Source organism: Lysinibacillus sp. PWR01 (genome assembly GCF_043359455.1).
GTDB lineage: Bacteria > Bacillota > Bacilli > Bacillales_A > Planococcaceae > Lysinibacillus > Lysinibacillus fusiformis_F.
Map to the genome: position 1 here is coordinate 94,392 of NZ_JBHERJ010000051.1, position 24,115 is coordinate 118,506.

The following is a 24,115-nucleotide window of genomic DNA, read 5'->3' on the forward strand; positions in this document are numbered from 1 at the left end:
GATTGTCTACCATTTCAGGTTTCATTTTTTACAAAAACATACAATTTATTTTAGCAGGAAAAAATCCCAAACAGTAGGATTGTTTGGGATTTACAGTGTTTTATGATTGTTTTGACACAACTTTTTTACCATAAGTCATATAGCGCCATAATTTTTCAAATGGTCCAATTGTAAAGAATTTAAACCAAATCACACTAAAGATTATTTGAATGAGAAACGTTATACTCGCGATTACTACAATCTCTGATGGTGAAACTACTTCTAACCCCATTAATGAAATGATGGCTGTTCCAATAAAGCTTTGTGCCAAATAATTTGTAAAGGCCATTTGCCCTACACGTCCAATTGGCTGAAGTAGCTTGGCTATTGTTTTATGTTCTAATAGAATAAATAAACCACTTAAATAAAAGTATGTTGTCGGAACAACCCCTAAGCCAATAATAGATTGAAGCTGTTGGTCATCTGCTTGTGAGGCAAACCAAATCCATAGTGAAAATCCAATAAAGAAAGGGAAAGTACCATAAAGCAGCCGTTTTATTTTTTGACTATGCTCTCCAATATGCCCAATCCAATCAGCTTTTGCTACTAAGAAACCACTTAAAAACATTATAAAGATGGCCACGGCATCATTGCCTAAAAAGCCAAAAATAGCTGACGAAATCGCATTAGTCGGCATATACATTTGTCCTAATAGCGCAAGAATATGCAGTGTGATAATGGTAAATAACCATTTAGAAATAGTTGAAACCTTCGCCGAATAAAATGGGAGCAATAAAAATCCAATCACTGCGTAAATGGCTAGGATAGAGCCCCAAAAAATAAAAATATGAATAATACCAATACCCAATAAAGCAAATAAGCGTCTTGCAAAGCGCCATTTCGGTCTATCCCCACGCGCTTCTGCACGTGAAGCAAAAATATAAAAACCAACCCCAAATAGGAATGAAAAGATAGAGAAAAATTTCTTTTCTATAAAAATATTAATAAGTGAATCAATCACCCCATTGATACCACTCATATCAGGCATTGGTGCACCCTCCATTAAAAGCTGATAGGCGCCTACATTAATAAATAAAATACCAAATAACGCTAATCCTCTTATAATATCTAAGGAAATGATTCGTTCTTTTTGTGTAACGGATGGATTCATGTTGAAAAAACTCCTTATCTTTTATGCTATAACTAGCATAACTTCCCATCCTTACAGTTAATTTTTTTTAAGCTTACAGGAACCTTAAATCAAAAAGAATAGTCTTATAGTTTTTTATCCTTTTCTACGAAGAAACGTTACATATTTTATAGTAAAAACATCGAAAAGAGAGGTTTAGAAGATGAATAGAAATCGCAAGCTCGGTTTTTGTTATCCTGGCTATCGATACTGTGGTCCTGGTTGTTCAGGACCAGGCGCCCCTACAAATGCAGTGGATGCTTGCTGTAAACTGCATGATGAATGCTATGAACGCCACGGTAGCACAAAATACTGTGATGAATTGTTTCAACAATGCCTCCGCCCCCATATGAACGCACCAAATAAAATGGCTAGAGATGCCAGAATGTTCTATCGTGTTTTCGAATTACGCAATCGTTTCTTTTAACTACAGACAAAGCTCACGGTGTTTTCGAAAGCAACGTGGGCTATCTTTTTGTATAAATCGCATATTTTTGCGGAGTTGTAAAACCAAGCTTTGTGCCTAAATGAATGGATGCCGTGTTCGAAATATCACAATCCCAACAAGGCGTTAGCTGGTTGGCAAGACAATGATCTATAAATGTTTCCGCAATGCTGCTTGCTAATCCTTGTCCTCTAAAATTTGAATCTGTCATAATATCAATTTCTGCATATTCATTCGATTTAAAAATAGAGACAGCTTCACTGATGATCTGCTCTTTATGTACTAAACAAAAGCCAAAGCCATTTTGGAGAAAATTAGAGGTAGCATCCCAATATTCCTCATATATATGTCTGATCAAATTCCAGTGAATTGTTAATGAGATGGTCAGTAATAGACTTGACTTCGTAATGTCGTGCCCCACGCTTCTCTTGATGATTATAAATAGTTTCATCGAATGTAAATGTGTAGCGTTCTAATTTTCTAAGCTGGTCATTTAGCAATTGTTCAATTTTAATATTCCACTGCTCTGAATAAGAAAATAAGGTAAAACGTTTCTTTTGCTTTATGGCCTGTTGGAAGCAGTAGACAAGCTGTTGATCAATCGAAGTCTTACTTGCATCGCCATATACATAATAGATTCCTGATTTCGTGTGGAATAATAACGTTTGGTAAGCATCTGTATCCATATAGACAGTTCCTTCTATAATTTGATCTAGTATACTATAAACAAATGTTGGTGCTGTTGAAATAAATTGTTTAATGATAGGATATTGATCTTCCGAGACTTTTATCATGCTATTTCCTCCAGTATTTTGCAGTATGTATCCTTCCTATTATAATAAACCTATATCCAATTGAAGGGACTGAATTATGCGCAGATAGCAATATTTTTCATCCAACTCATCATAATTTTGGAGGTAAAAGTATTGATTGAAGATATCAACACGGAAAGATTACGATTACGAAAAATGGTGAAAGCTGATGCTAAAAGTTTATTGGCCATTTGGTCTGATCCTGAGGTAACCAAATACATGAATATTACTCATTTTACACATGAAGAGCAAGCCTTAGAAATGATTGAACTACTGGAGCAATTAGCTAGGCAACACAAGGCAATCCGCTTCTCTATTTTTGAAAAGGCATCCAATCATATCATTGGCTCATGTGGCTTTAATATGGTCGATTATGACAAGGCTTTAACAGAGATTGGCTATGATTTGGGCAAGGTTCATTGGGGAAAAGGCTATGCAACAGAAGCCATAACTGCTTTAATTGATTATGCTTTTACGCAATTAACAATGGAAACAATTGTGGCAAAAGTTGATGCTGCAAATATCAATTCAATCAAGGTCTTAAAGAAATTGAACTTTATTTGCCAAGGCTATGACAATATTGAAGATGCTCTACAACTTTACACTTTAACAAAGTCGTAAAATGACAAGGCTAAGAATGGTAAAATTTAACCAATACTTAGCCTTTTTAATTAGTGATACATACCGTGATTAATTTTCCCTGTCAGCCTTTCTATTTGTACTTCAAATAGCTCAATTTTAGGCATAATCGGATAGCCTTCTCTTTCAAATGTCCATTCAGCATTGCCATATTTCTCTAGAAGCGCATCAAAGAACCATTCTTTCTTTGACTCCTCTTCAATTCTTACGATCTGCCCAAACAGCACCACACTTTGATAAACAAGTGCTGATTGACAAGCATATTTTTTGCCTGGATGTAAATCGCCCATATCGCTCACTTCTATACAAACTTTAGAATTTTGTTTGATATTTGACCAAAAATGACTCTCTCGAATATTACCAATATGCAAATAAAGTTTGTCCTCCCCCTCATACACATAGACAAACGGAATAACATAAGGAAAACCTTCCCCATCAACAGTTGCAACATGTGCCACTTTTCCTAATTTCAAGTATTGTTGTGCTTCCTCTTGTGAAATTTCTACACGCTTGTTTTGAATCGTACCTCTCATCATTCCTTAACCCCCTCATGAAAATATGTAACGATTAAATAAATGCTACTGTTACATCGTTTATTTTAAACATATATACATATTACATCTTTAACACAATAAAAAGAAAGGTTCTTCACTAAAATATGAATTTAGCTAAGAGGCATATTCGAATGCGATTATTCATGTTAAAATCAATCGCCATATATAGGTTGTTTAATACAGCTAACTTGAATTGTATAAACTCGCTTTGTCCGATCTCTATGTAGTTTTTATAGGTAATAATGGATAGCCTAAAGTAGCTTCTAAATATTCTTTCACAATGTTTCATTTCTCTATTTCCACATAAAAACACCCCAAAAGTTAGATTTTAACTCTAACTTTTTGGGGTGTGGTACCTATACAGGAAGCTGTTTTTAGCTCTGTTAATTTCCTAAGCGTGGAAGCTGATTCCAATATATCTTCTATATCAGTTGATGTGTCTTATGTTATTAAAAACTTTGTTACTTCTAATTATCCCACTCTTTGAGCTTTGCTAATGAGGTTTTATAATAACCGGCCAGCACTTGAAGATAGTCTTCTCCTTTAACGGCTGTAAAAGGATTTGGTCCCTCTGCCATCATCTCCATAATAATCGGCCCTGTATAGTTGATTTCATGTAAAGCTTTGATTTGTCCCTTTAGATCAGCATGACCATTTCCAATTGCTTGACGATTAGAATCTGCTATATGATACATACCTAACTTGCTTCCTACTTTTTTTAAGACCTCGATAGGATTAGCTTCTTCAATATTCATATGGTATGCATCTAATAAAACATATAAATGAGGACTATTTACTGCATCAATTAATGCTAAAGCTTCTTGTCCTGTTACAATTTGGTGGTTTTCATAACGATTTAGCACTTCAAATACAACGTCAATATTTAAAGTGTCTGCCTTCTCCATCACTTTTTTGGAGCTATCAATAAGGAGCTGCCAATCTTTCTCTACCTCTCCACATCCCGCTATTTTTCCTACATCACCATGCAAACAAATACGGCTTGCTCCTAACTCTTTTGCCCAGCTTAATAAATCTAAAAAGTATTGCACTGCCTTTAAACGTATCTCTTCATTTTCACTAGAAATATCTACATTATCAGGTGTAACTGACACTACTTTCAAGTCATATTTAGCTAAAATAGTCGCCAATTCTCCCGGGTTTTGTGTTAAATCTCCTTGAACTTCTACGCCACTTACACCAATTTCCTTTGCTAATTTACATTTTTCCTCAAGCGAAATATCTCCAAATGACCATAAACATAAACCATAATCTCTGCTCATTTCTTTCTCCCCTCTACTAAACTTTCTTGCCTGTAGACCTTTTTACTAGATTTTGCTACACTTCAACAAATATCATAGAACTATTCTTATAACCCTGTTAATTCCCCAATATAGATGCGAGCCATTTTTGCATATTGGAATGGGTTTGCCTTTGCAGGGTCTTGTTCAGCCTCTACAACAAACCAGCCTTTATAATCAATCTCCTTTAACACTTGAAAAATTGGCTCAAAATCAATATTCCCATCGCCAGGTACAGTATACACCCCTGCCTTTACTGCCTCTAAAAAGCTTAAGTCATTCTCTTTTACCGTCTGAAGAACTTCAGCTCGTACATCCTTTAAATGCACATGATGAATACGTTCTCCATGCTTTTGTAATACTTCTAAATAATTCTGTTCTGCAAAATATAAATGACCGCAGTCAAATAATAGTGATACCAGGTCTGGATCTGTCTCTGCCATTAAGCGATCAATTTCTGATACATTTTGAATACCTGTCCCCATATGATGGTGATAAACAATTCGCATGCCTTTTTTCTTGGCAATTTTACCAAGTTGCTCTAACCCTTTAGTAAGCAATCCCCATTCCTCTTCATTAAATACAGGCTTATTACGAATAACACCTACATCCAGCTTGCCTTGAATGCTCTTACCTTGCTCAGATACAACGATAACCTTTGCGTCCATAGCATGTAGAAAATCACAATGCTTTAAAAATGCCTGCTCTGTTTCCTCATATGGTGCAGTCGTTAAATATGCACTAAACCAAGCAGATGCTACTTGTAAACCACGTATATCTAAATATGAATGTAATATTTCTGGATTTTTCGGAAATTTATTACCTATTTCACAGCCGGTATATCCCGCTAAAGCCATTTCACTAATACATTGTTCAAATGTCACTTCTTTCCCTAACTCTGGTAAATCATCATTAGTCCAGCCAATTGGAGCGATACCTAATTTAATATTTTCTTTACTTAACATAAAATGAACCTCCTCCATGTATATAAGCGATTTGAAAATTTATATGTATCTCTTTATTACTAGAAAAAATAGGAGTAGCCTTTCAATTCACTTGAAAGACCTCTCCTAAATAACTTTTAGAGGCCCTTTATTTCCAGCAAATATATGACTTACTTGTGAAATAAGAAGAACCCATTTCTAATATTGTTAATAAAAATGGACAATCAACATATCTGAACCTATTTTACACTTCTAATAAAGAAGCAATTTTTACTGACTGACCTGTTTCCATTGATTTTTTTGCAGCTTCAGCAATCAGTTCTGCTTGTAATCCATCATTTCCTGAGCAGACTACTTCTGTATCATTGACAATGGCCGCTACAAATTGCTCTATTTCAGAAATATAAGCTTGTGTATAACGTTCTAAGAAAAAGTGATATGGTTTGTCTGTCATGATACCGTCTTCACTGAAATAGGTAACATTTGATGGGCGGTTATTTTCAGTAACTAGCGCACCTTTATCGCCAAATACTTCTAATCTTTGATCATACCCATAAATGGCTTTACGACTATTTTCAATTGTTCCGATGCTTCCATTGGCAAATGTTAATAACACAATTGCTGTATCAATATCGCCAGCTTCACCAATCTTTTCATCGATTAGTACAGCACCCTTAGCATGTACTTCCACAACATTTGACTGCATGATATAACGAGCCATATCAAAATCATGGATCATCATATCGATAAATAGGCCGCCAGAAGTTTTAATATAATCAATTGGTGGTGGCTGAGGGTCACGTGACGTAATGCGTAACGTATGCGTAGAACCAATCGCCCCGTTTGCAACTTGATTTTGAATTGTACGGAAGTTGGTGTCAAAGCGACGATTAAATCCTACTTGTAGCTTAACGCCTTCTTCTTTAACAACCTCTAATGCTTCTCGCGTTGTTTCAGTTGAAAAGCTAATAGGCTTTTCACAGAAAATATGCTTTTTAGCACGTGCAGCAGCTTTAATTAACTCACTATGTGTAGTCGTTGGGCTACAAATAAATATGGCATCAATTTCTGGATTTTGAATAATATCCATTGGTTCATTTGTAATATATTCAATATTTCTTTGCTCTGCCCATTCGCGAACATTATCAATATATACGTCTGCAACTGCCTTTACCCTAATCGTTGGCATTGTAACTAAATTATCAATATGGAGTTGTCCAATACGGCCAGCTCCAATAACTCCAATATTAATCATCATTTTTTCTCTCCTTTTTAGGTAACCGCTTAACTCAAACAACTTTTTAAAGGACTTATATGAAATATTGCACCTCAATATAAATCCTTCAATCTTGGTTATATGATTTTACACTTTGTCTTTCAATTAATTTCGGCGCTAAAACGATTTGTTCAAACGGTGCACATTTCTCTTCTTCAATAATTTTTAATAATTGATAGATCGCAAGCTGCGCCATTTCTTCGACAGGCTGCTCAATGGTTGTAAGCTGTGGCTGACATAGCTGCGCATAAATGGTATTATCAAAGCCAATAACCGATAAATCCTCTGGCACTTTTAGACCTTTCTCTAACGCTGCATTAATTGCAACGATAGCGAAGAAGTCCGTTGTCGCAAACAACGCGGTTGGATGCGGCTCGAAAACCAACAATTGCTCAGCTGCCATCTTTGCTTCAGCTAACTCAGAATTACATGAAATAATCTTGGACTGTTGAACAGCAGATTGATGTACCTCAAAATAGTTACAAAAGCCTTGAATACGCTTTTGTTCACTATCCCTTGATAAATCACCTATGATTCCCACATGATGATGTCCCTTTTCTAATAAATAACGAGCTGCAATATACCCACCTTCGTAATTATTAGTTGTCACACTGGCAGTTTCATTCGGATCTGCATATACAGAGAACTTTAACACTGGTGTATTACGCTTATTAATTTTTTTTAATACATCACTATCAAGCTGCTCTGTTGCAATAATAATACCGTCTACCTGTTTCTTTAACAGTAAATTAATATATTCCTCTTCTCTTTCTGACTGATTATACGTACTACAAATAATAATGGCATATTCAATTTCACGCGCTTTATTTTCTAAAGCGCGCGTAATTTCTCCAAAAAAGGGATTTGCTATATTCGGTACTATTACACCAAGCGTTTTCGTTTTTTTTCCTGACAATGCTTTAGCAATAATGCTCGGCTCATAATCCATTTCTTCCATTACTTCCTTAATATGATTACGGGTTTTTTCGCTGATTTGACCTTTGTTGTTTACTACCTTTGAAACAGTAGCAATCGATACATTCGCTTTTTTTGCCACATCATAAATAGTTGATTTTTTCATTGAATACTCCTTTTATTTAATGATGCCCTTATAACCTATAATCGCAATCATATTATAATATCTATTTATTTACTAATAGATTTTAAGAAATCTAAATGCTCTTGTGCATTTTCTTTTGTAATAATAGTAATGCCACTATCTATACGGCTATCGATAGATTCGCCGGATATTGCTTTGACAGCTGTTTCTACACCTTGATAACCCATATTGTAAGGATTTTGTGCAACTGTTCCTGTTAAACCATTATCAAGAATTGATTTTACAGCTTCTTCTGTACCATCTGTACCAAATATTTTAATATCTAAATTTTTTGCTTGTACAGCACGTAATACGCCCAGTGCCATATCATCATTTGCTGAAAATACACCTTTAATATCTTGGTCTTTTTCTAAGATATTTTCCATAACAGACATCGCTTTTGTTTTATCACTATCTGCAGGTTGCTCCGATACAATAACCATTCCAGCTTCCTCTAACGCTGCTTTAGCACCTTTAATTCGCTCATCTGTTGCTGGATTCCCTAGCGCGCCTGAAATAAGAACTACCTTATCACCTTTTTGAAGCATGTTTGCTAATTGTTTGCCGCCTTCTTGTCCTGCACTAAAGTTCTCTGTTCCGATAAATGTAGTTTTACCGTTAAATGTTGCATCTGAATCAATTAATACCACTGGAATATCTTTTGCTGCTCTTTCCAATGCAGGAATTACTGTATCTGGCTGCGTTGGGGAAATTAAAATCGCATCAGGCGATTGACTAATTTGATCTTCTAGCATATTTACTTGCTGAATAACCTCAGACTCAGCTGAAGGCCCAACAATTGTCACATTGATACCTAGATCCTCACCTGCTTTTTTAGCACCCGCCTCTACATATTTCCAATAGGGACTCGATGTCGTTTTTAATACAACTGAAACATTTTTATCAGCATCCGAATTTGAGCCTGAAGATGATGATTGATCATCATTACATGCTGCTAAAAATAACGAACTCACTAAAGCAAAAGATAGAAATGGCGTTAAAACTTTCTTCATAGTTAATAGCCTCCATATTCTTTTCTATTTATTTTTTCATACACACATTAATTAGCTTTAGATTTACGCTGACGTAAAACATCTACGAAAACTGCGGCAATAATTACTACACCAATTACGGTCATTTGGAAATCTGCCGAAACATTCAGTAAATTCAGCCCATTACGAAGGACCGCTATAATCAATGCTCCGATTAACGTCCCCCATACAGTTCCTACTCCACCGAAGAAACTAGCACCACCAATAATAACAGCGGCAATTGCATCTAATTCATAAGAAAGTCCTGCTAATGGGAAAGCGGAGTTTACACGTCCTACCATTACTAAACCCGCTAAAGCTGCCATAAAACCACTAATTGTATAAACAATAATTAAAACACGATCTACATTAATCCCTGATAAGCGCGCTGCTTCTTTATTGCCGCCAATCGCATAAATATAACGTCCTGTTTGAGTACGTGTCAGAAAAATATGGAAGATAATATACACAGCAATAACTAATAAGAAGCTTACTGGAATAGGCCCTACAAATTCACTACCTAAAAATTGAACTAAGTACGGGAAGCCCGCAATTGGTGCAGCTGCCGTAATAATTAATGCGATACCTCGCGCAATATTCATCGTTCCTAATGTTGAAATAAATGGATGCGGTAAGCGTAGTTTTGTTAATAGTAAACCATTTAATAAACCAAATCCTGCGCCAATCAATAAACAAACGGCAATACCAGCGACTGCACCCATTTGCATGTTAACTGAAACAATCCCCATAACCATAATCGAAACCGCTAAAATCGAACCTACAGATAAGTCAATACCAGCTGTTAAAATTGGTAGTAACATCCCAATTGCTAGTAGAGCATTTATAGATGATTGTCTAGCAATATTCATGAGGTTGCTGACCGTAAGGAATTTATCAGTCGTCATTGTCAAAACAGCCATTAAAATAATTAATGCTAAAAGCGAACCAAATTTACTTAATAGCTTCTTCCAGCCTTGTTCTTTTTTTTCTACTTTCAAAGTTTCAATTAATTCACTCATCTTATTCCTCCTTTAAACGCTATGCCCCTATTGTTGCTGCTTTCATGATGGTTTCTTGTGTTGCTTCAGCAATTGGTAAATTCGCTGTAATATCCCCTTGATTCATTACTAAAACTCGATCACACATTCCTAAAATTTCTGGAAGATCTGATGAAATCATTAGTACAAGCGCACCTTCATCCACTAAATGATTCATTAAGCGATATACTTCAACTTTTGCCCCAATATCGATTCCTCTTGTTGGCTCATCAAAGATGAAAATTTTAGCTTTCGTACAAAGCCATTTAGCAATGACTACTTTTTGCTGATTTCCGCCACTAAAGTTGCGTGCATTTAACTCAATGCTGCCAGGCCGAATTTGCAATTCCTTCACATATTTTGCTGCCTCTTTGCGCATTTTAGCTGGGTTTAATAGCTTTCTAGATCCTTTAAATGCCTTCATATTGGCTAAGCAGACATTAAAGTCAAGTGGTAAATCTAACAATAGCCCCTCTGATTTTCTATCCTCGGTAATAAACGCAATGCCTGCTTCAATTGCTTGGCGAGGGTTAGTAATTTTTTGCTTCACACCATCAATGTAGATTTCTCCCGAATGTCGTTTATCAGCAGCAAAAATTGCTCTCGCTAATTCTGTTCGGCCCGCTCCTACTAAACCAGAAACGCCCAAAATTTCTCCATAATGAACTTCCATGTTTAAAGCAGGTGAATTGGCAGTCACTTTAAAATTCTCAATTTTAAAACCTATTTCGCCTCGCACAAATTCTTTTTTCGGGAATTTCTCATCAAGAGAACGGCCAACCATTAACTCAATCCAATAATCTTGATGAGTTGTAGCTACTTCTACAGTTTCCACACCTTGTCCATCACGTAAAATAGTAATACGATTTCCTAAACGTTGAATTTCTTCAAAGCGATGTGAAATGAAAACAATGGCCATTCCCTCTGCTCTTAGCTGTTCAACAATTTTATAGAGCTGTTCTACCTCTACACCACTTAAACTCGATGTCGGCTCATCCATAATTAACACTTTAGCGTCTAAAATAAGTGCTTTTGCAATTTCAACAAGCTGTTGCTGACCAATACCTAATTTATTTAGCTGAACTGTCGCCAATTTTGGATCTTGTCCTAAACGTACTAATAACTCCTCTGCTTGCTTAATCATTGTCGATCGATCAAGCATTCCGAACTTACCACCTTTTTTTAGCTCTCGCCCTAAAAAGATATTTTCGTATACTGCTAACTCTGGAATAACGTTTAGCTCTTGATAAATGGTTGCAATACCAAGCTCCATGGATGCTATTGGTCCAGTAACACGAACAGGCTTCCCCTCCCAAATCATTTCACCTTTATCCATTGCATAGGCACCTGTAATAATTTTTATCAGTGTAGACTTTCCAGCACCGTTTTCACCTAATAACACATGTACTTCTCCGCGTCGAACACCTAAGTTCACCCCTTTTAATACATGGTTACTTTGAAAGCTTTTATAAACATCTTTCATTACAAGTATTTCTTCAGGCATCGTCAACACTCTCCCCTTCTAGTGCTCGATTGTTATTATTTTTCCTTGGTCTTTAAATGAAGCCGTTGCTGTGTAAGCAATCTGTAGGGCCTTAATACTATCTTCAACAGTTACAGGTGACAATGCCCCATTCATAACCGCCTCAGCGAAAGCGCTTAACTCATTGACATAAGCAGACTCGAAACGCTGTGGGAATGCAGGAATAATTTCATGCAGATTTCCTTTAGGTGTTAAAATATTGACATTTGATTTTTTTGTACTTCCGATAAGAAGTGTACCTTCTGAACCAATAATTTCAGTTCGAATATCATAGCCATAATACGCACAACGGCTTCCTTCTATATCGCCCGCAGCACCATTTGCAAATTGTAGATGTGTAAAGCCTTGGTCTACATCATCATATTGTGCAAACTCAGGATATTTGATATTACAACCAAAGGCAGAAACGGCTTGCACTTCTGCTCCCATTAAAAAGCGTGCTAAATCATAGTCATGAATACATAAATCGATATATAATCCGCCACTACCTGGAATAAAGCTTAAATCTGGTGCAACTGGATCTCGACTAATCCCTTTAAAATAAAGTGGCTTGCCAATTGCTCCTTCCTCAATCATTCTCTTGGCTTCAACATAATCCTGATCAAAGCGTCTCATAAAGCCTACTTGACAAAATACGCCACTCTTGTCGATCTCCTGTTGAATTAACAAAGATTCTTCCATGTCAATTGTTAATGGTTTCTCTACAAAAATAGCTTTTTTAGCTGCAATCGCTTTTAAGATTATTTCATAGTGTGTACTTGTAGGAGTAACAATTACTACCGCTTGAACTTGCTCATTGTTCATAATTTCGTCTACATTGTTCGTAAAAAGTGGAATGCCAGATTCTGTTGCAACAGCTTGTGCAACTTCTAAAGAATAATCACAAACTGAAATTATATTAATATACTTAATTTTCTGTAAATTCATCACGTGCCAACGACCTAATCTTCCTAATCCAATAACAGCTACATTAAGCATAATAAATATCCTCCACTCTGATAAATTTTCCATTTTTATAAGCTGATTTATAGGCTTGCTCTAAATAATGCGACATTTCAAGTGATTGCTGCAAATTTTTTTCAGAGGACACTTTACTATCCACTTGCTGTTCAAAGTGTTCAATTTGTCTCAAATATTGATCATCCTGAATTTTGTGCTGTTCTAACAAATCTCCTGCATTATTGTAGCGTTCTACAATTCCGACGCCACTTTTCGAAACATCAGGACGGAAACTATGTGAAACTTTTAACAAGCCTTGTTCTCCAATAATTTCATAGTAATCAAGAAATGGCATTTCCATCGAACAAGTAAAGGTTGCCATTTTCCCATGTTTATCAAACATTGTACAAACACTAGTACGATCAACATCTGTTTCAGAAAGAGTATTGCTTACCATGCTAATGACTGCGGGCTTAAAGCCAATTAACTGTGTAATTGCATGCATACAATAGCAGCCAACATCATACATCGCTCCTCCTCCTAATGCTGAATTTAATCGAATATCCTGCTCATTTTCTAATAACCATGAAAAATGGGATTTAATATGTACAATATCTCCAATTAGAGGCAATAATTCACGCATCTTTTTATGCTGCTTATGATATTGGTACATAAAACCTTCTAAAAAATAGTGACCTGTTTCTTGTACAGTTGCTGCAATTTGTTTCATTTCTTCTAATGAAATCGTAGCTGGCTTTTCCACTAACACATTCTTATAAGATTTTAATGATTTGATTACCATATCATGATGTAATGCATTTGGTAGGGGGATATATACGGATGTTACATGTTCATCAGCTAATAGGTCTCCGTATGTGGCATAGACATTATCAATTTGAAAACGTTGTGCTTTTTCTTTTGTTTTGGTAGCAAGTGCATATGGTTTAGAATTAGCCGAGCGGCGAATTGCTGGAACAACCTCATCAAATGCAATATTAGCAGCACTAATAATTCCCCAATTCATGTTTATCACCTCTTTATAATAATAGGAAAATAAATCTAGTTAAGCGCTTACTTAAATTGAATATTACAAAATTGCGAAAAATAAATCAATATATAATTTTCTCGTAAATAGCACAATTTTCTCTGTTAAACCATTTTTAACTTTACCGAAATAGTAAAAATAATTAGTGGTAACTACTATAAACTTTCTAAATACCTAGTATTTTCAATACAAGGTCGTATTCCTAAGAAATAACCAGACTACTATAATTATTACACTAATAAAATTTAATTCTCATTAAACTTTTTTAAAAAAACCATAACTTTATCAATTTATACTAACAAATTAACCGTAATCGGATATAAATTAACCATAATTGCAATCGATATCTCCAAAAAAATAACTATTATTCATTCAATTTCACAATAAGATAATCATTTTTTAACAAATTATTTATCAACACTCTTATGTAAATTATTGAATTCACGTGCAGAAAAAATATATATCTTTATCTGCAAGCATCCCACTAACGATCATTCTTTCTTATCCTTCTATTAAACGACTAATATGATCATATATTCTTTTGACAATAGGGAATGATTTATCAAAAGGAGCAGAATTTATATCCTGCTCCACAACCGCCCAATCGTTATAATCTATGTCTTTTAACACCTAAACAAATGCTCCAAATCGAAGACACTTTTTCTGGCTCACACGTAATATCCTCTATTACTACTTTTGCAAAGACCAATTTTCAGCATTCATTTTTCCACGAACAGATAAATCACAGCTTTAGCTTTAAACATGCAAATATAGAACACACTCATGGTGCAAATAAATAAACTCGATAGGATCTACACGCATTACAGTTATCAAGTAAAAAATTATAAAAAAGGACAATGCAACCATTTGATATCGATATTTATTCAACGTCAATTAGTTGCAATTCTCAGAGCATTTCTCCTATATTTTCCACAGATTAAATAATCAACATATGATATATTAACTATTTTTTCGGGTTATATACATCTCTCTTAACATAGCTGATTATTTACTTGTTAAAAATCGTATCTATAACTTGAATTTCTTTATCTGTTAATGGTACATTCAAAGTTTCCAAATTCATTAAAAGTTGCTCTGCTCGCTTTGCACCTGGAATAATGACATCGATGACTTCACGTGTTAAATACCATGCTAGTACAAGATGAGCAATTTCAATATTTTTTTCGGCTGCCATTGGACGGAGCTGCTCTATCTTTGCTAAGTTTGAAGAAAATACATTATTTTGAAAGTATGGTAGCCCCCTGCGTAAATCATCAAATGTTGCCTGTTCATTAAATTTACCTGTTAGCAAGCCTGATGCTAGAGGGAAATATGGCACAAATGAAATTTGCTGTTCTTTTAAATATGGGAATAGCTCATGTTCCGCGTCACGCGACAGTAAATTATATTCACCTTGTACAACATCTACATAGCCATCTTTATTTGCCTCTTGCAATTGCTGTAATGAAAAATTTGATACACCAATTGCACGAATTTTCCCAGCATCCTTTAACTCTTTTAGTGCACCAACCGCTTCATCTTTTGGTGTATCCTTATCCGGAAAATGTATATAAAACAGATCGATATAATCAGTTTGAAGTCGTCCAAGAGCCTCATCCACAGCCGTTTTTAAAAAGGTAGGATGATTATTAAATTGTTCCCCTTCATGATTTAATCTATGGGCAGCTTTTGTCGCAATAATCGTTTCTGCTCGATTCCCCTGCTCCTTTACTACTTCACCAATTAGCTCCTCGGAACGCTTTGGACCATAGATAAAGGCAGTATCAATAAAATTGACCCCTTGTTGAAGCACTGTATGTACCAATTCACGTCCCTCTGCCTCATCTAAATTTGGATATAAATTATGCCCTCCTACTGCATTCGCCCCAAAACCAATTGGATTCACATAAAGCTCTGTTCGACCAAGTTGTACTTTTTTTACCATAGTTAACACTCCTTATTCCATCGTAATTGGTTTTATCTCTCTAGACCATATAAGGCTACATATAAATCCTAATATGCTGATACAGCCTGAAAAATAAAAGCTTGCTTCTAAGCCAAATGAAGTATTGAGCAATCCTGCTACAAACGGCCCTACAAACATTCCTATTGCATAAATAGCTTGATAAGCCCCCATCGCTGTTGCTCGCTTGTCATGCGGTATTTTCTCTACCGCCATTCCTAAAAATAATGGGAATAGCAAACCTAAGGCAAAGCCATTCATCATTTGTAAAAATAAGAATAGTATTTTCGTTTCGATAAGAGCCATCAGCATCGTAAATATAGCTGTTGTTAAAAAGGCTAGCTGCAATATACGCCACTTACCAATTTTCAAGATAAATGGTTTCCCACTCATTAATGTAGCGATGGCATGGGGAATCATAAAGGCAAATACAACAAGACTGATTTCAGCTGGTCGTAATCCTTTAGATAATGCATATGCTGTAGTAAATCCGAACATTGTTGTAAAAATAATACTATGAGCAAATATAGAAAGTAGAGAAACTTTCAATAACATCGGTTCTCTTACAACCGTGCCCAATTCACGCAACTTAATAGGCTTATTTACTGGTCTTTTATTCTCTTCTGAGATAAAGAAAGAAAGCAATAGCCCAATACCCCCTAATATTGTACCAATCCAATATGGCGCATCCCATCCTAACTCCTCAACAAGCCAAGCACTAAGCGCCATTCCTAGCAATTGTGCAAACACAAGTGCAAATGATAGATTTCCCATTGCGCTATGTAGCTTGTCATCTGCAGCATAATTAGAAAATAAAATCGTAAAAGCAACCCATGTTGCTGCAGCAATTCCAGCTAGTGCACGGGAAATTAATACCCATTCTAAGCTTTCTGTTAAAGCAAAGGCTAAACAACTTGCTGTACTAATAGCCATTCCTAGCACAACAAATAGTTTTCGATTATTTAATAAATCCGAGCTAATACCCGTCGGCACACGAAATAAAAATTGCATCAAGCCATAACTAGCTAACACAATACCAGTAAAGGTAAATGTTCCTCCCAGATGCTCAATGTACGGAGATAACATCGGAATATATAAAAAATGAGCAAACCAAAAGATAAATGCAATAACTAAAAATAGCAATTGATCCCATCTCTTCACCTTATCACTCCGTATACTTTTAATCATTCATTATAAATAAATGATTATTTTTCAGGATATAAAATTTTGTAATTATATTCTTTACTATGATGCAAATATATGTTGTCTGGTTTTCGGTCAGTCACTAAGTAATCAATTTGATTAAAATCACAATAAGTAGTTAATGAATATTTCCCAAATTTACTATGATCCACTAGCACAAAAACTTGTTCACTTCTCTCAATGACTTTCGCTTTGATAGGTGTTTCTAATGGAGCGGAATTTGTAATTCCCTTTGGCAATGAAATACCTGTCGATGCCATAAAAGCTTTATTAAAATTATATTTACAAAGGTTTTCTACCCCCTCTGTACCTACATAAGATCGAGTAGAACGTTCAAACATTCCACCCATTGAATAAATACTTAAATTCGGATAGTATGTTGCATCCAACGTAAAGTCAAGATTATTTGTGATAATGGTAATTCTTTTATCTTTAATAAACTCAAGCATTTCCAGTGTTGTTGTACCAGAATCAATAAAAATAATATCGTTATCCTCCACAAATTGTGCTGCCAGCTGCGCTAATTGTTTCTTTTCATGAAGTTTTTTCACCTTACGATCTTGATAAGGCACCGTTTGAGAATTAGAAATCGATACACCTCCATGTATTTTGGTAATTTTTTCAGTTGCAGCTAACTCTTGAATATCGCGTCGAATGGTGTTTTTGGAAACATTAAATACTTCCACTAGCTCATCGATTGATGCAGATTCTTGTTGCCTAACATAGTCTAAAATCGCCTTTATCCTTTGTGACTTCATCATAGGGCATTCTCCTCTTTTATATATTATTTACTACCAAAATGCACTCATTTGTTTACCAATTTCTAATACCTTTAGTAGCTTTTATTATTTTACATACTATATCATAGAATAAAATTGACAATCATCTATATTTTTATTTCTTTTCTCCAAATAGCCTATTATTATGCAGTTATGTTCTAGATGCACTTTCTGTATCTATTAAATTTTTTACAACTCACTGCTATCAAATATATCCAAAACATATCCAAATCGTTCAATTACCTCCCCTTTAAAAATCTCTAATCCTCTATTAATTATTAAAGTTTACCACAATATAATCAAATTTAACCCAAAATATATCATTAAGTAATCATTTTATTGTTAACTTTTTGAATTTTATATGCTATACTCGTCTCAAGAAACAAGAAAACTGAATTTAAAGTCAATAATAAATATTCTGTTTTATCTTGATTCGCTAGATGCAATGATTATTGTTTGCCTCTTAGAATGTAGTAAGGGAGTGGGGAAATACCTTTAGTTAAAACAAAAAGCGAACTTAAGTAGCGTTAAGACAACTTTGAGATGTAACAATCACGTTAGTTTAAAAGCATTTCAAGATCATAGAACATCCAATATCAAATTGTTACACAACACGATCCTACTAAAATGGTTATTGACGATATGGACTTGAATTAAACGAAATGATAAAGTCGTTATCTTTACCATCATCGTACACATAAGATGGGAGAGAATTCCATCTATTATTTATTAACATCAGCACTCAAGGTTAATAGTGTCATTTACTCAAAAATGTAATGATAACTTTTGTTACTATTGGTGCAGGTAAATGGCACATCGATTTTGAAAAAGTGCTGTTTTTAAATGATGTACGATGATTGAAATATTTTAAAACATTCTATATAAAAAATACTAATTTTTTTGAATAAGAGGAGGTCCTTATCATGTCAAGAAAACTGAAAAACTTTATTAATGGTGAATGGATAGAAAGTAGAACAGATAAATATGAAAATGTATACAATCCAGCAACGAAAGAAGTATTAGCACAAGTACCACTTTCCACTTCAGAAGATTTTGAAGAAGCTGTTCAAAAAGCACAAGAAGCACAAAAAAATTGGGGGAAAACACCTGTTGTACGTCGTGCGCGTATTTTGTTCAAATACCATAACTTATTACAAGAACATCAAGAAGAACTTGCTACTTTAATCACAAAAGAAAATGGTAAAAGTTATACAGAAGCGCTTGGTGAAGTTGGTCGTGGTATTGAAAATGTAGAATTTGCAGCAGGTGCTCCTACTTTAATGATGGGTGATTCTCTTGCAACAATCGCTTCTGATATCGAGGCAACAAATTATCGTTACCCTATCGGTGTAGTTGGCGGTATTGCACCATTTAACTTCCCAATGATGGTTCCATGTTGGATGTTCCCAATGGCAATCGCACTTGGTAATGCATTTATTTTAAAACCATCTGAAAAAACGCCATTACTTGCTGAAAGATTAGCACAACTATTAGATGAGGCTGGTTTACCAAAAGGTGTATTTAGCATTGTTCATGGTGCTCATGATGTTGTAAATGGTATTTTAGATCATCCAGTTGTGAAAGCTGTATCATTTGTTGGTTCTAAGCCAGTTGGTGAATATGTTTATAAACGTGCAAGCCAAAACTTAAAGCGTGTACAAGCTTTAACAGGTGCAAAAAACCATACAACTGTACTAGCTGACGCAGATTTAGATTTAACTACAAAAGAAATTATTAGTGCTGCATTCGGTTCTGCTGGTGAACGTTGTATGGCTTGTGCAGTTGTTACTGTAGAAGAATCAGTCGCTGACGAGCTAATAGCTAGACTAAAAAAAGCAGCTGATGAAATTACAATGGGTAATGGTTTAGATGATGGTATCTTCCTAGGTCCTGTTATCCGAGAAGAAGCGAAGCAGCGTACATTAAATTACATTGAAAAAGGTATTGCTGAAGGAGCAAAGCTTCTACGTGATGGACGTGGTGAACAAAATGAAGACGGCTACTTCTTAGGTCCTACAATATTCGAAAATGTGACACAAGATATGACGATTTGGAAAGAGGAAATTTTCGCACCAGTGCTATCAATCGTACGTGTGAAAAACTTAAAAGAAGCCGTTGAATATGCTAACCAATCAGAATTCGCTAACGGAGCATGTCTATTTACGACAAGTGCATTATCTGTTCGTTACTTCCGTGAAAATATTGATGCAGGTATGTTGGGTATCAACCTAGGCGTACCAGCGCCAATGGCATTTTTCCCGTTCTCCGGTTGGAAGTCTTCATTCTACGGAACTTTACATGCAAACGGAAAAGACGGAGTAGATTTCTATACGCGTAAAAAAGTAGTAACTGCTCGTTACAACGAACCCGATTTTTCATAAATGAAACAAAAAAAGAAGGGAAGTCTCTCCCACTTCCCTTCTTTTTTCTACAGGTTAATTGGAAACCCTTTCTAAATAGGAGGAAGACGATAAATGAGTCAATTACTTAGAAAACCTGACAATAAAATAATTGCTGAAGGTGTAACTTTAGTGCATGAGGTAACAAAAGAAAACTCTGAATTAGTATATGTTGGTTTTAAAATGCTAGATTTAGAGCCACACGCAGTTTATAAAGAAACATTAACGGATTTAGAACTATGTATTGTAGCTTTAACTGGAAAAATCACTGTAACAGATGGCCAAGACAGCTATAAAGAAATTGGAACACGTCAATCTGTTTTTGAAAGAATACCAACAGATAGTGTTTATATTTCACATAATAAATCATTGAAAATCACAGCGAACACAAAAGCACGCGTCGCTCTTTGCTATGCCCCATCTGATCAAGAATTACCTACAAAATTCATTAAAGCATCTGATAATGGTATCGAAAATCGCGGTAAATACAATAATAAACGTTTAGTTCATAATATTTTACCTGATTCAACTCCATCAGCAAATAGCTTGCTTGTTGTAGAAGTAATTACAGAAACAGCTAATTGGTCAAGCTACCCTCCCCATAAACATGATCAAGACAATTTGCCAGAAGAATCATTTTTAGAAGAAAGCTATTACCACGAAATCAATCCACAGCAAGGTTTTATTTTTCAACGTGTTTACACTGATGACCGTTCATTAGATGAAACAATGGCTGTGGAAAACGGGGATGTGGTCCTTGTGCCAAAAGGTTATCACCCTGTAGGAGTTCCTGATGGTTATACTTCTTATTACTTAAATGTTATGGCTGGTCCAACTCGTATTTGGAAATTCAATAATGATAAAGATCATGAATGGATTATTCACCGTCCATAAAACTGTATTATTTATTTCATCTAATAAAAGGAGAGACCCCAATGGTACTGATATTTAATCAAAATAGAGAATTTGATATTATTGCAATTGGCCGTGCCTGTATCGACTTAAATGCAAACGAATACAATCGCCCAATGGAAGAAACGATGACTTTTACAAAATACGTTGGCGGTTCACCCGCCAATATCGCAATTGGTAGTAGTAAACTTGGCTTGAAGGCTGGATTTATTGGTAAAATCCCGCAAGATCAACATGGTCGTTTTATTAAACAATATATGAGTGAAAAGGGTGTGGACACTTCCAATATGGTGTTTGACACAGAGGGCCGTAAAGCAGGTTTAGCTTTCACAGAAATTCTTAGCCCTAGTGAATGTAGCATATTAATGTATCGTGATCATGTAGCGGACTTATATTTAGAGCCTTCTGAAGTAAACGAAGATTACATTAAAAAGACCAAAATTTTACTTGTTTCAGGTACAGCTCTTGCACTTAGCCCTTCTCGTGAAGCGGTATTCAAAGCAATTAGCTTAGCTAAAAAACATGCTGTTAAAGTTGTTTTCGAATTAGATTATCGTCCTTACACTTGGCATTCACAAGAAGAAACTTCCATTTACTATTCCTTAGTAGCGCAGCTTTCAAATGTTGTGATTGGTACTCGTGATGAGTACGATGTAATGGAGAATTTAGCTACACCAGGTAACAATGATGACACCGTAAAACATTTATTTGCACATGATGCAGAATTAGTTGTCATTAAACATGGTGTTGATGGCTCTTACGCTTACGAACCAAACGGAGCCACATATCATGGTCAAGCTTATAAAACCCAAGTATTAAAAACATTCGGTGCTGGTGATTCATATGCATCTGCTTTCTTATATGCCGTCGTTAACGGAAAAGATTATGAAACCGCCCTAAAGTATGGTAGTGCTTCCGCTTCAATAGTCGTTAGTAAGCATAGTTCATCTGAAGCCATGCCAACAGTACAAGACATTGAAGATCTTATTAAAGATCGTTCTTAATTAAACTAGTATGCCTCAGAGTAGTAGATTGTCATCTTTATTTGCTTATTAATTTTAGAAAGAAGGTTTTAATATATGAAAAAAAAGATTCGTCTAACAACAGGGCAAGCACTAGTAAAGTTTTTGAAACAGCAATATATCCATATTGATGGAAAAGAATTTCGATTCGTAGATGGAATCTTTAACATTTTTGGGCACGGCAATGTTTTAGGAATCGGACAAGCATTAGAACAATATGGGGAAGATTTAAAAATTTATCAAGGAAAAAATGAGCAGGGCATGGCACATGCAGCTATTGCCTTCAGTAAACAAAAGCTGCGTCAACAAATTTACGCAGTGACTACTTCTGTAGGCCCTGGTTCTGCAAACCTTGCAGCAGCAGCTGGAACAGCGTTAGCAAATAATATCCCTGTACTCTTTCTTCCTGGTGATGTTTTCTCCAGTAGACAGCCAAATCCTGTTTTACAACAAATAGAACATGAGCACAGTGCAGATATTTCTACTAATGATGCATTACGCGCTGTTTCCCGCTATTGGGATCGTGTTACACGACCAGAACAATTGATGTCTAGCTTAATTCGTGCATTTGAAGTAATGACAAATCCAGCAACTGCAGGCCCAGCAACTATTTGTATTGGACAGGACGTAGAAGGTGAAGCATTCGATTACGATGAAGCATTCTTTAAAAAGCGAGTCCATTATTTAGATCGTAAAGCACCAGTAGCACGTGAAAAACAAGGTGCCCTCGAGCTTATTAAAAAAAGTAAACGACCAGTCTTTGTAATTGGAGGCGGCGCTAAATATTCCGAAGCTCAAGAAGTATTAGCGCGTATATCCGAAAAATGCCATATCCCCTTAGTTGAAACACAGGCTGGTAAATCGACTATTGCTGCAAATTTCGCTAATAACCTAGGTGGCTTAGGTGTTACAGGTACTCTAGCAGCAAACAAAGCTGCCAAAGAAGCTGATCTAATTATTGGCCTAGGGACCCGTTACACAGATTTTACGACAGCATCAAAAACGGCATTTGATTTTGATAACGCTAAGTTTTTAAACATTAACATTAATCGTTTTCAAGCTTATAAATTAGATGCCTTCCAAGTTGTAGCAGATGTTCGCGCAACACTTGAACTGTTAGAGGCAGAATTACATGATTACCAATCCACTTTCGGCACACGAATTGTGGAATTAAAAGAAGAATGGACGAAAGAACGCAATCGCCTAAGTAATGTGACATATACACGTGAAGGTTTTGATCCAGAAATTAAAAACCATTTCTCACAATCTACTATTAATGAGTATGCTGATGCATTAAATACGACATTCGCTCAAACTACTGCATTATGCACGATCAACGATGCGATTGATGATGCTGCCATCGTGGTGACAGCTGCCGGCTCTTTACCAGGTGACATGCAACGCATTTGGAATCCTAAGTCAGCAAATACTTATAACGTGGAGTATGGGTACTCTTGCATGGGCTATGAAATTGCAGGTGCATTAGGTGCTAAACTAGCAGAACCTACCAAAGAAGTTTATGCAATGGTTGGTGATGGCAGTTTCCTTTTACTCCATTCAGAACTTGTAACCGCTTTGCAATACAATAAAAAAATTAATGTAATGTTATTCGATAACTCTGGCTTTGGCTGCATTAATAACTTACAAATGGGCCATGGTAGCGGTAGCTTCTTTACTGAATTCCGTACAGCTAATAATCAAATATTAAATATTGATTATGCAAAGGTCGCAGAAGGATATGGCGCAAAGGTTTATCGTGCTAACACGGTAGAAGAATTGAAATTCGCAATCGAAGATGCTAAAGAGCAAACTGTTTCCACGTTAATTGAAATGAAGGTATTACCAAAAACAATGACAGATGGCTACGAATCTTGGTGGAATGTTGGTGTAGCTGAAGTATCAAACAATGAAAAGATTCAAAAAGCTTATGAAGAAAACCAACATCATCGTGAAGCAGCACAACAATACTAATTTTTCAAAATAAATAATAGTTTTTTAGAAGACGAG

General features: G+C 35.6%; 22 protein-coding genes. 6 read left to right on the plus strand and 16 right to left on the minus strand.

Going from position 1 to position 24,115, the window contains the following annotated elements:
- Positions 1-100: 100 nt before the first annotated feature.
- Complete coding sequence (locus ACEVFT_RS10145; protein WP_393949553.1) at positions 101-1,150, minus strand: DUF418 domain-containing protein; 1,050 nt, start codon at positions 1,148-1,150, stop codon at positions 101-103.
- A 181-nt stretch (positions 1,151-1,331) separates the two neighbouring features.
- Here ACEVFT_RS10145 and ACEVFT_RS10150 point away from each other — a divergent pair, with 181 nt between their 5' ends.
- Positions 1,332-1,595 (plus strand): Parvovirus coat protein VP1-like protein, encoded by a 264-nt coding sequence (locus ACEVFT_RS10150; protein ID WP_393949556.1) that lies wholly within the window; start codon positions 1,332-1,334, stop codon positions 1,593-1,595.
- 40 nt (positions 1,596-1,635) lie between these two features.
- On the opposite strand, the gene ACEVFT_RS10155 is transcribed toward ACEVFT_RS10150, so the two are convergent.
- Positions 1,636-1,971: a GNAT family N-acetyltransferase gene (locus ACEVFT_RS10155; RefSeq protein WP_393949559.1), complete on the minus strand. Its 336-nt coding sequence runs from the start codon at positions 1,969-1,971 to the stop codon at positions 1,636-1,638.
- Positions 1,952-2,407 (minus strand): GNAT family N-acetyltransferase, encoded by a 456-nt coding sequence (locus ACEVFT_RS10160; protein ID WP_393949560.1) that lies wholly within the window; start codon positions 2,405-2,407, stop codon positions 1,952-1,954. Before ACEVFT_RS10160 ends, ACEVFT_RS10155 begins: the two co-directional genes overlap by 20 nt.
- A gap of 132 nt (positions 2,408-2,539) precedes the next feature.
- On the opposite strand from ACEVFT_RS10160, the gene ACEVFT_RS10165 reads away from it, so the two are divergent.
- The gene (locus ACEVFT_RS10165) at positions 2,540-3,046 is read left to right on the plus strand and encodes a GNAT family N-acetyltransferase (protein WP_342534146.1); all 507 of its coding nucleotides are present in this window, start codon (positions 2,540-2,542) and stop codon (positions 3,044-3,046) included.
- A 50-nt stretch (positions 3,047-3,096) separates the two neighbouring features.
- Here the strand turns inward: ACEVFT_RS10165 and ACEVFT_RS10170 are convergent, their stop codons facing one another.
- From ACEVFT_RS10170 to ACEVFT_RS10230, 13 genes are all read right to left on the minus strand, one after another.
- Positions 3,097-3,600 (minus strand): pyridoxamine 5'-phosphate oxidase family protein, encoded by a 504-nt coding sequence (locus tag ACEVFT_RS10170; RefSeq protein WP_342534145.1) that lies wholly within the window; start codon positions 3,598-3,600, stop codon positions 3,097-3,099.
- 485 nt (positions 3,601-4,085) lie between these two features.
- The gene (locus ACEVFT_RS10175; protein WP_205442167.1) at positions 4,086-4,898 is read right to left on the minus strand and encodes a sugar phosphate isomerase/epimerase family protein; all 813 of its coding nucleotides are present in this window, start codon (positions 4,896-4,898) and stop codon (positions 4,086-4,088) included.
- 86 nt (positions 4,899-4,984) lie between these two features.
- Complete coding sequence (gene iolE / locus ACEVFT_RS10180; RefSeq protein WP_205442166.1) at positions 4,985-5,881, minus strand: myo-inosose-2 dehydratase; 897 nt, start codon at positions 5,879-5,881, stop codon at positions 4,985-4,987.
- A 223-nt stretch (positions 5,882-6,104) separates the two neighbouring features.
- Positions 6,105-7,115: an inositol 2-dehydrogenase gene (gene iolG, locus ACEVFT_RS10185; RefSeq protein WP_205447333.1), complete on the minus strand. Its 1,011-nt coding sequence runs from the start codon at positions 7,113-7,115 to the stop codon at positions 6,105-6,107.
- An 88-nt stretch (positions 7,116-7,203) separates the two neighbouring features.
- On the minus strand, positions 7,204-8,217 hold the full coding sequence (locus ACEVFT_RS10190; RefSeq protein ID WP_205442164.1) for a LacI family DNA-binding transcriptional regulator: 1,014 nt from the start codon (positions 8,215-8,217) through the stop codon (positions 7,204-7,206).
- A 65-nt stretch (positions 8,218-8,282) separates the two neighbouring features.
- The gene (locus tag ACEVFT_RS10195) at positions 8,283-9,248 is read right to left on the minus strand and encodes a sugar ABC transporter substrate-binding protein (RefSeq protein WP_205442162.1); all 966 of its coding nucleotides are present in this window, start codon (positions 9,246-9,248) and stop codon (positions 8,283-8,285) included.
- Between the two features lie 47 nt (positions 9,249-9,295).
- Positions 9,296-10,285, minus strand: coding sequence for an ABC transporter permease (locus ACEVFT_RS10200; RefSeq protein ID WP_205442161.1), 990 nt, complete (start codon positions 10,283-10,285; stop codon positions 9,296-9,298).
- A gap of 19 nt (positions 10,286-10,304) precedes the next feature.
- A complete protein-coding gene (locus tag ACEVFT_RS10205) occupies positions 10,305-11,807 on the minus strand; it encodes a sugar ABC transporter ATP-binding protein (protein ID WP_205442160.1) in 1,503 nt (500 codons plus the stop codon).
- Between the two features lie 18 nt (positions 11,808-11,825).
- Positions 11,826-12,824, minus strand: a complete 999-nt coding sequence (locus ACEVFT_RS10210) for a Gfo/Idh/MocA family oxidoreductase (RefSeq protein ID WP_342442816.1) — start codon at positions 12,822-12,824, stop codon at positions 11,826-11,828.
- Positions 12,817-13,809: a Gfo/Idh/MocA family protein gene (locus ACEVFT_RS10215; protein ID WP_205442157.1), complete on the minus strand. Its 993-nt coding sequence runs from the start codon at positions 13,807-13,809 to the stop codon at positions 12,817-12,819. Before ACEVFT_RS10215 ends, ACEVFT_RS10210 begins: the two co-directional genes overlap by 8 nt.
- 1,030 nt (positions 13,810-14,839) lie before the next feature.
- The gene (locus tag ACEVFT_RS10220) at positions 14,840-15,775 is read right to left on the minus strand and encodes an aldo/keto reductase (RefSeq protein ID WP_342442815.1); all 936 of its coding nucleotides are present in this window, start codon (positions 15,773-15,775) and stop codon (positions 14,840-14,842) included.
- Positions 15,776-15,787: 12 nt separating this feature from the next.
- A complete protein-coding gene (locus tag ACEVFT_RS10225) occupies positions 15,788-16,954 on the minus strand; it encodes an MFS transporter (protein ID WP_393949565.1) in 1,167 nt (388 codons plus the stop codon).
- Between the two features lie 44 nt (positions 16,955-16,998).
- Positions 16,999-17,757 carry a DeoR/GlpR family DNA-binding transcription regulator gene (locus tag ACEVFT_RS10230; RefSeq protein ID WP_009370726.1) on the minus strand — a complete coding sequence of 253 codons (759 nt, stop codon included), beginning with the start codon at positions 17,755-17,757 and terminating at the stop codon, positions 16,999-17,001.
- Positions 17,758-18,698: 941 nt separating this feature from the next.
- Between ACEVFT_RS10230 and ACEVFT_RS10235 the strand changes: the two genes are divergently transcribed.
- From ACEVFT_RS10235 to iolD, 4 genes are all read left to right on the plus strand, one after another.
- Positions 18,699-20,156: a CoA-acylating methylmalonate-semialdehyde dehydrogenase gene (locus ACEVFT_RS10235; RefSeq protein WP_205442153.1), complete on the plus strand. Its 1,458-nt coding sequence runs from the start codon at positions 18,699-18,701 to the stop codon at positions 20,154-20,156.
- A 93-nt stretch (positions 20,157-20,249) separates the two neighbouring features.
- Positions 20,250-21,068 (plus strand): 5-deoxy-glucuronate isomerase, encoded by an 819-nt coding sequence (gene iolB, locus ACEVFT_RS10240; protein ID WP_342442814.1) that lies wholly within the window; start codon positions 20,250-20,252, stop codon positions 21,066-21,068.
- 41 nt (positions 21,069-21,109) lie between these two features.
- Positions 21,110-22,090 carry a 5-dehydro-2-deoxygluconokinase gene (gene iolC / locus ACEVFT_RS10245; RefSeq protein WP_205442149.1) on the plus strand — a complete coding sequence of 327 codons (981 nt, stop codon included), beginning with the start codon at positions 21,110-21,112 and terminating at the stop codon, positions 22,088-22,090.
- Positions 22,091-22,165: 75 nt separating this feature from the next.
- Positions 22,166-24,079 (plus strand): 3D-(3,5/4)-trihydroxycyclohexane-1,2-dione acylhydrolase (decyclizing), encoded by a 1,914-nt coding sequence (iolD, locus tag ACEVFT_RS10250; RefSeq protein ID WP_004232238.1) that lies wholly within the window; start codon positions 22,166-22,168, stop codon positions 24,077-24,079.
- The last annotated feature ends 36 nt before the right edge of the window (positions 24,080-24,115 follow it).

Excerpts from the sequence above, each read along its gene's own strand:
- ACEVFT_RS10190 (WP_205442164.1), bottom strand. The coding sequence starts at position 8,217 with ATGAAAAAATCAACTATTTATGATGTGGCAAAAAAAGCGAATGTATCG.
- ACEVFT_RS10160 (WP_393949560.1), bottom strand. The coding sequence starts at position 2,407 with ATGATAAAAGTCTCGGAAGATCAATATCCTATCATTAAACAATTTATT.
- iolC (WP_205442149.1), top strand. The coding sequence starts at position 21,110 with ATGGTACTGATATTTAATCAAAATAGAGAATTTGATATTATTGCAATT.
- ACEVFT_RS10220 (WP_342442815.1), bottom strand. The coding sequence starts at position 15,775 with ATGGTAAAAAAAGTACAACTTGGTCGAACAGAGCTTTATGTGAATCCA.
- ACEVFT_RS10175 (WP_205442167.1), bottom strand. The coding sequence starts at position 4,898 with ATGAGCAGAGATTATGGTTTATGTTTATGGTCATTTGGAGATATTTCG.
- ACEVFT_RS10145 (WP_393949553.1), bottom strand. The coding sequence starts at position 1,150 with ATGAATCCATCCGTTACACAAAAAGAACGAATCATTTCCTTAGATATT.
- ACEVFT_RS10200 (WP_205442161.1), bottom strand. The coding sequence starts at position 10,285 with ATGAGTGAATTAATTGAAACTTTGAAAGTAGAAAAAAAAGAACAAGGC.
- ACEVFT_RS10195 (WP_205442162.1), bottom strand. The coding sequence starts at position 9,248 with ATGAAGAAAGTTTTAACGCCATTTCTATCTTTTGCTTTAGTGAGTTCG.
- iolD (WP_004232238.1), top strand. The coding sequence starts at position 22,166 with ATGAAAAAAAAGATTCGTCTAACAACAGGGCAAGCACTAGTAAAGTTT.
- ACEVFT_RS10205 (WP_205442160.1), bottom strand. The coding sequence starts at position 11,807 with ATGCCTGAAGAAATACTTGTAATGAAAGATGTTTATAAAAGCTTTCAA.
- ACEVFT_RS10235 (WP_205442153.1), top strand. The coding sequence starts at position 18,699 with ATGTCAAGAAAACTGAAAAACTTTATTAATGGTGAATGGATAGAAAGT.
- iolG (WP_205447333.1), bottom strand. The coding sequence starts at position 7,115 with ATGATTAATATTGGAGTTATTGGAGCTGGCCGTATTGGACAACTCCAT.
- ACEVFT_RS10210 (WP_342442816.1), bottom strand. The coding sequence starts at position 12,824 with ATGCTTAATGTAGCTGTTATTGGATTAGGAAGATTAGGTCGTTGGCAC.
- ACEVFT_RS10230 (WP_009370726.1), bottom strand. The coding sequence starts at position 17,757 with ATGATGAAGTCACAAAGGATAAAGGCGATTTTAGACTATGTTAGGCAA.
- iolE (WP_205442166.1), bottom strand. The coding sequence starts at position 5,881 with ATGTTAAGTAAAGAAAATATTAAATTAGGTATCGCTCCAATTGGCTGG.
- ACEVFT_RS10215 (WP_205442157.1), bottom strand. The coding sequence starts at position 13,809 with ATGAATTGGGGAATTATTAGTGCTGCTAATATTGCATTTGATGAGGTT.
- iolB (WP_342442814.1), top strand. The coding sequence starts at position 20,250 with ATGAGTCAATTACTTAGAAAACCTGACAATAAAATAATTGCTGAAGGT.
- ACEVFT_RS10150 (WP_393949556.1), top strand. The coding sequence starts at position 1,332 with ATGAATAGAAATCGCAAGCTCGGTTTTTGTTATCCTGGCTATCGATAC.
- ACEVFT_RS10170 (WP_342534145.1), bottom strand. The coding sequence starts at position 3,600 with ATGATGAGAGGTACGATTCAAAACAAGCGTGTAGAAATTTCACAAGAG.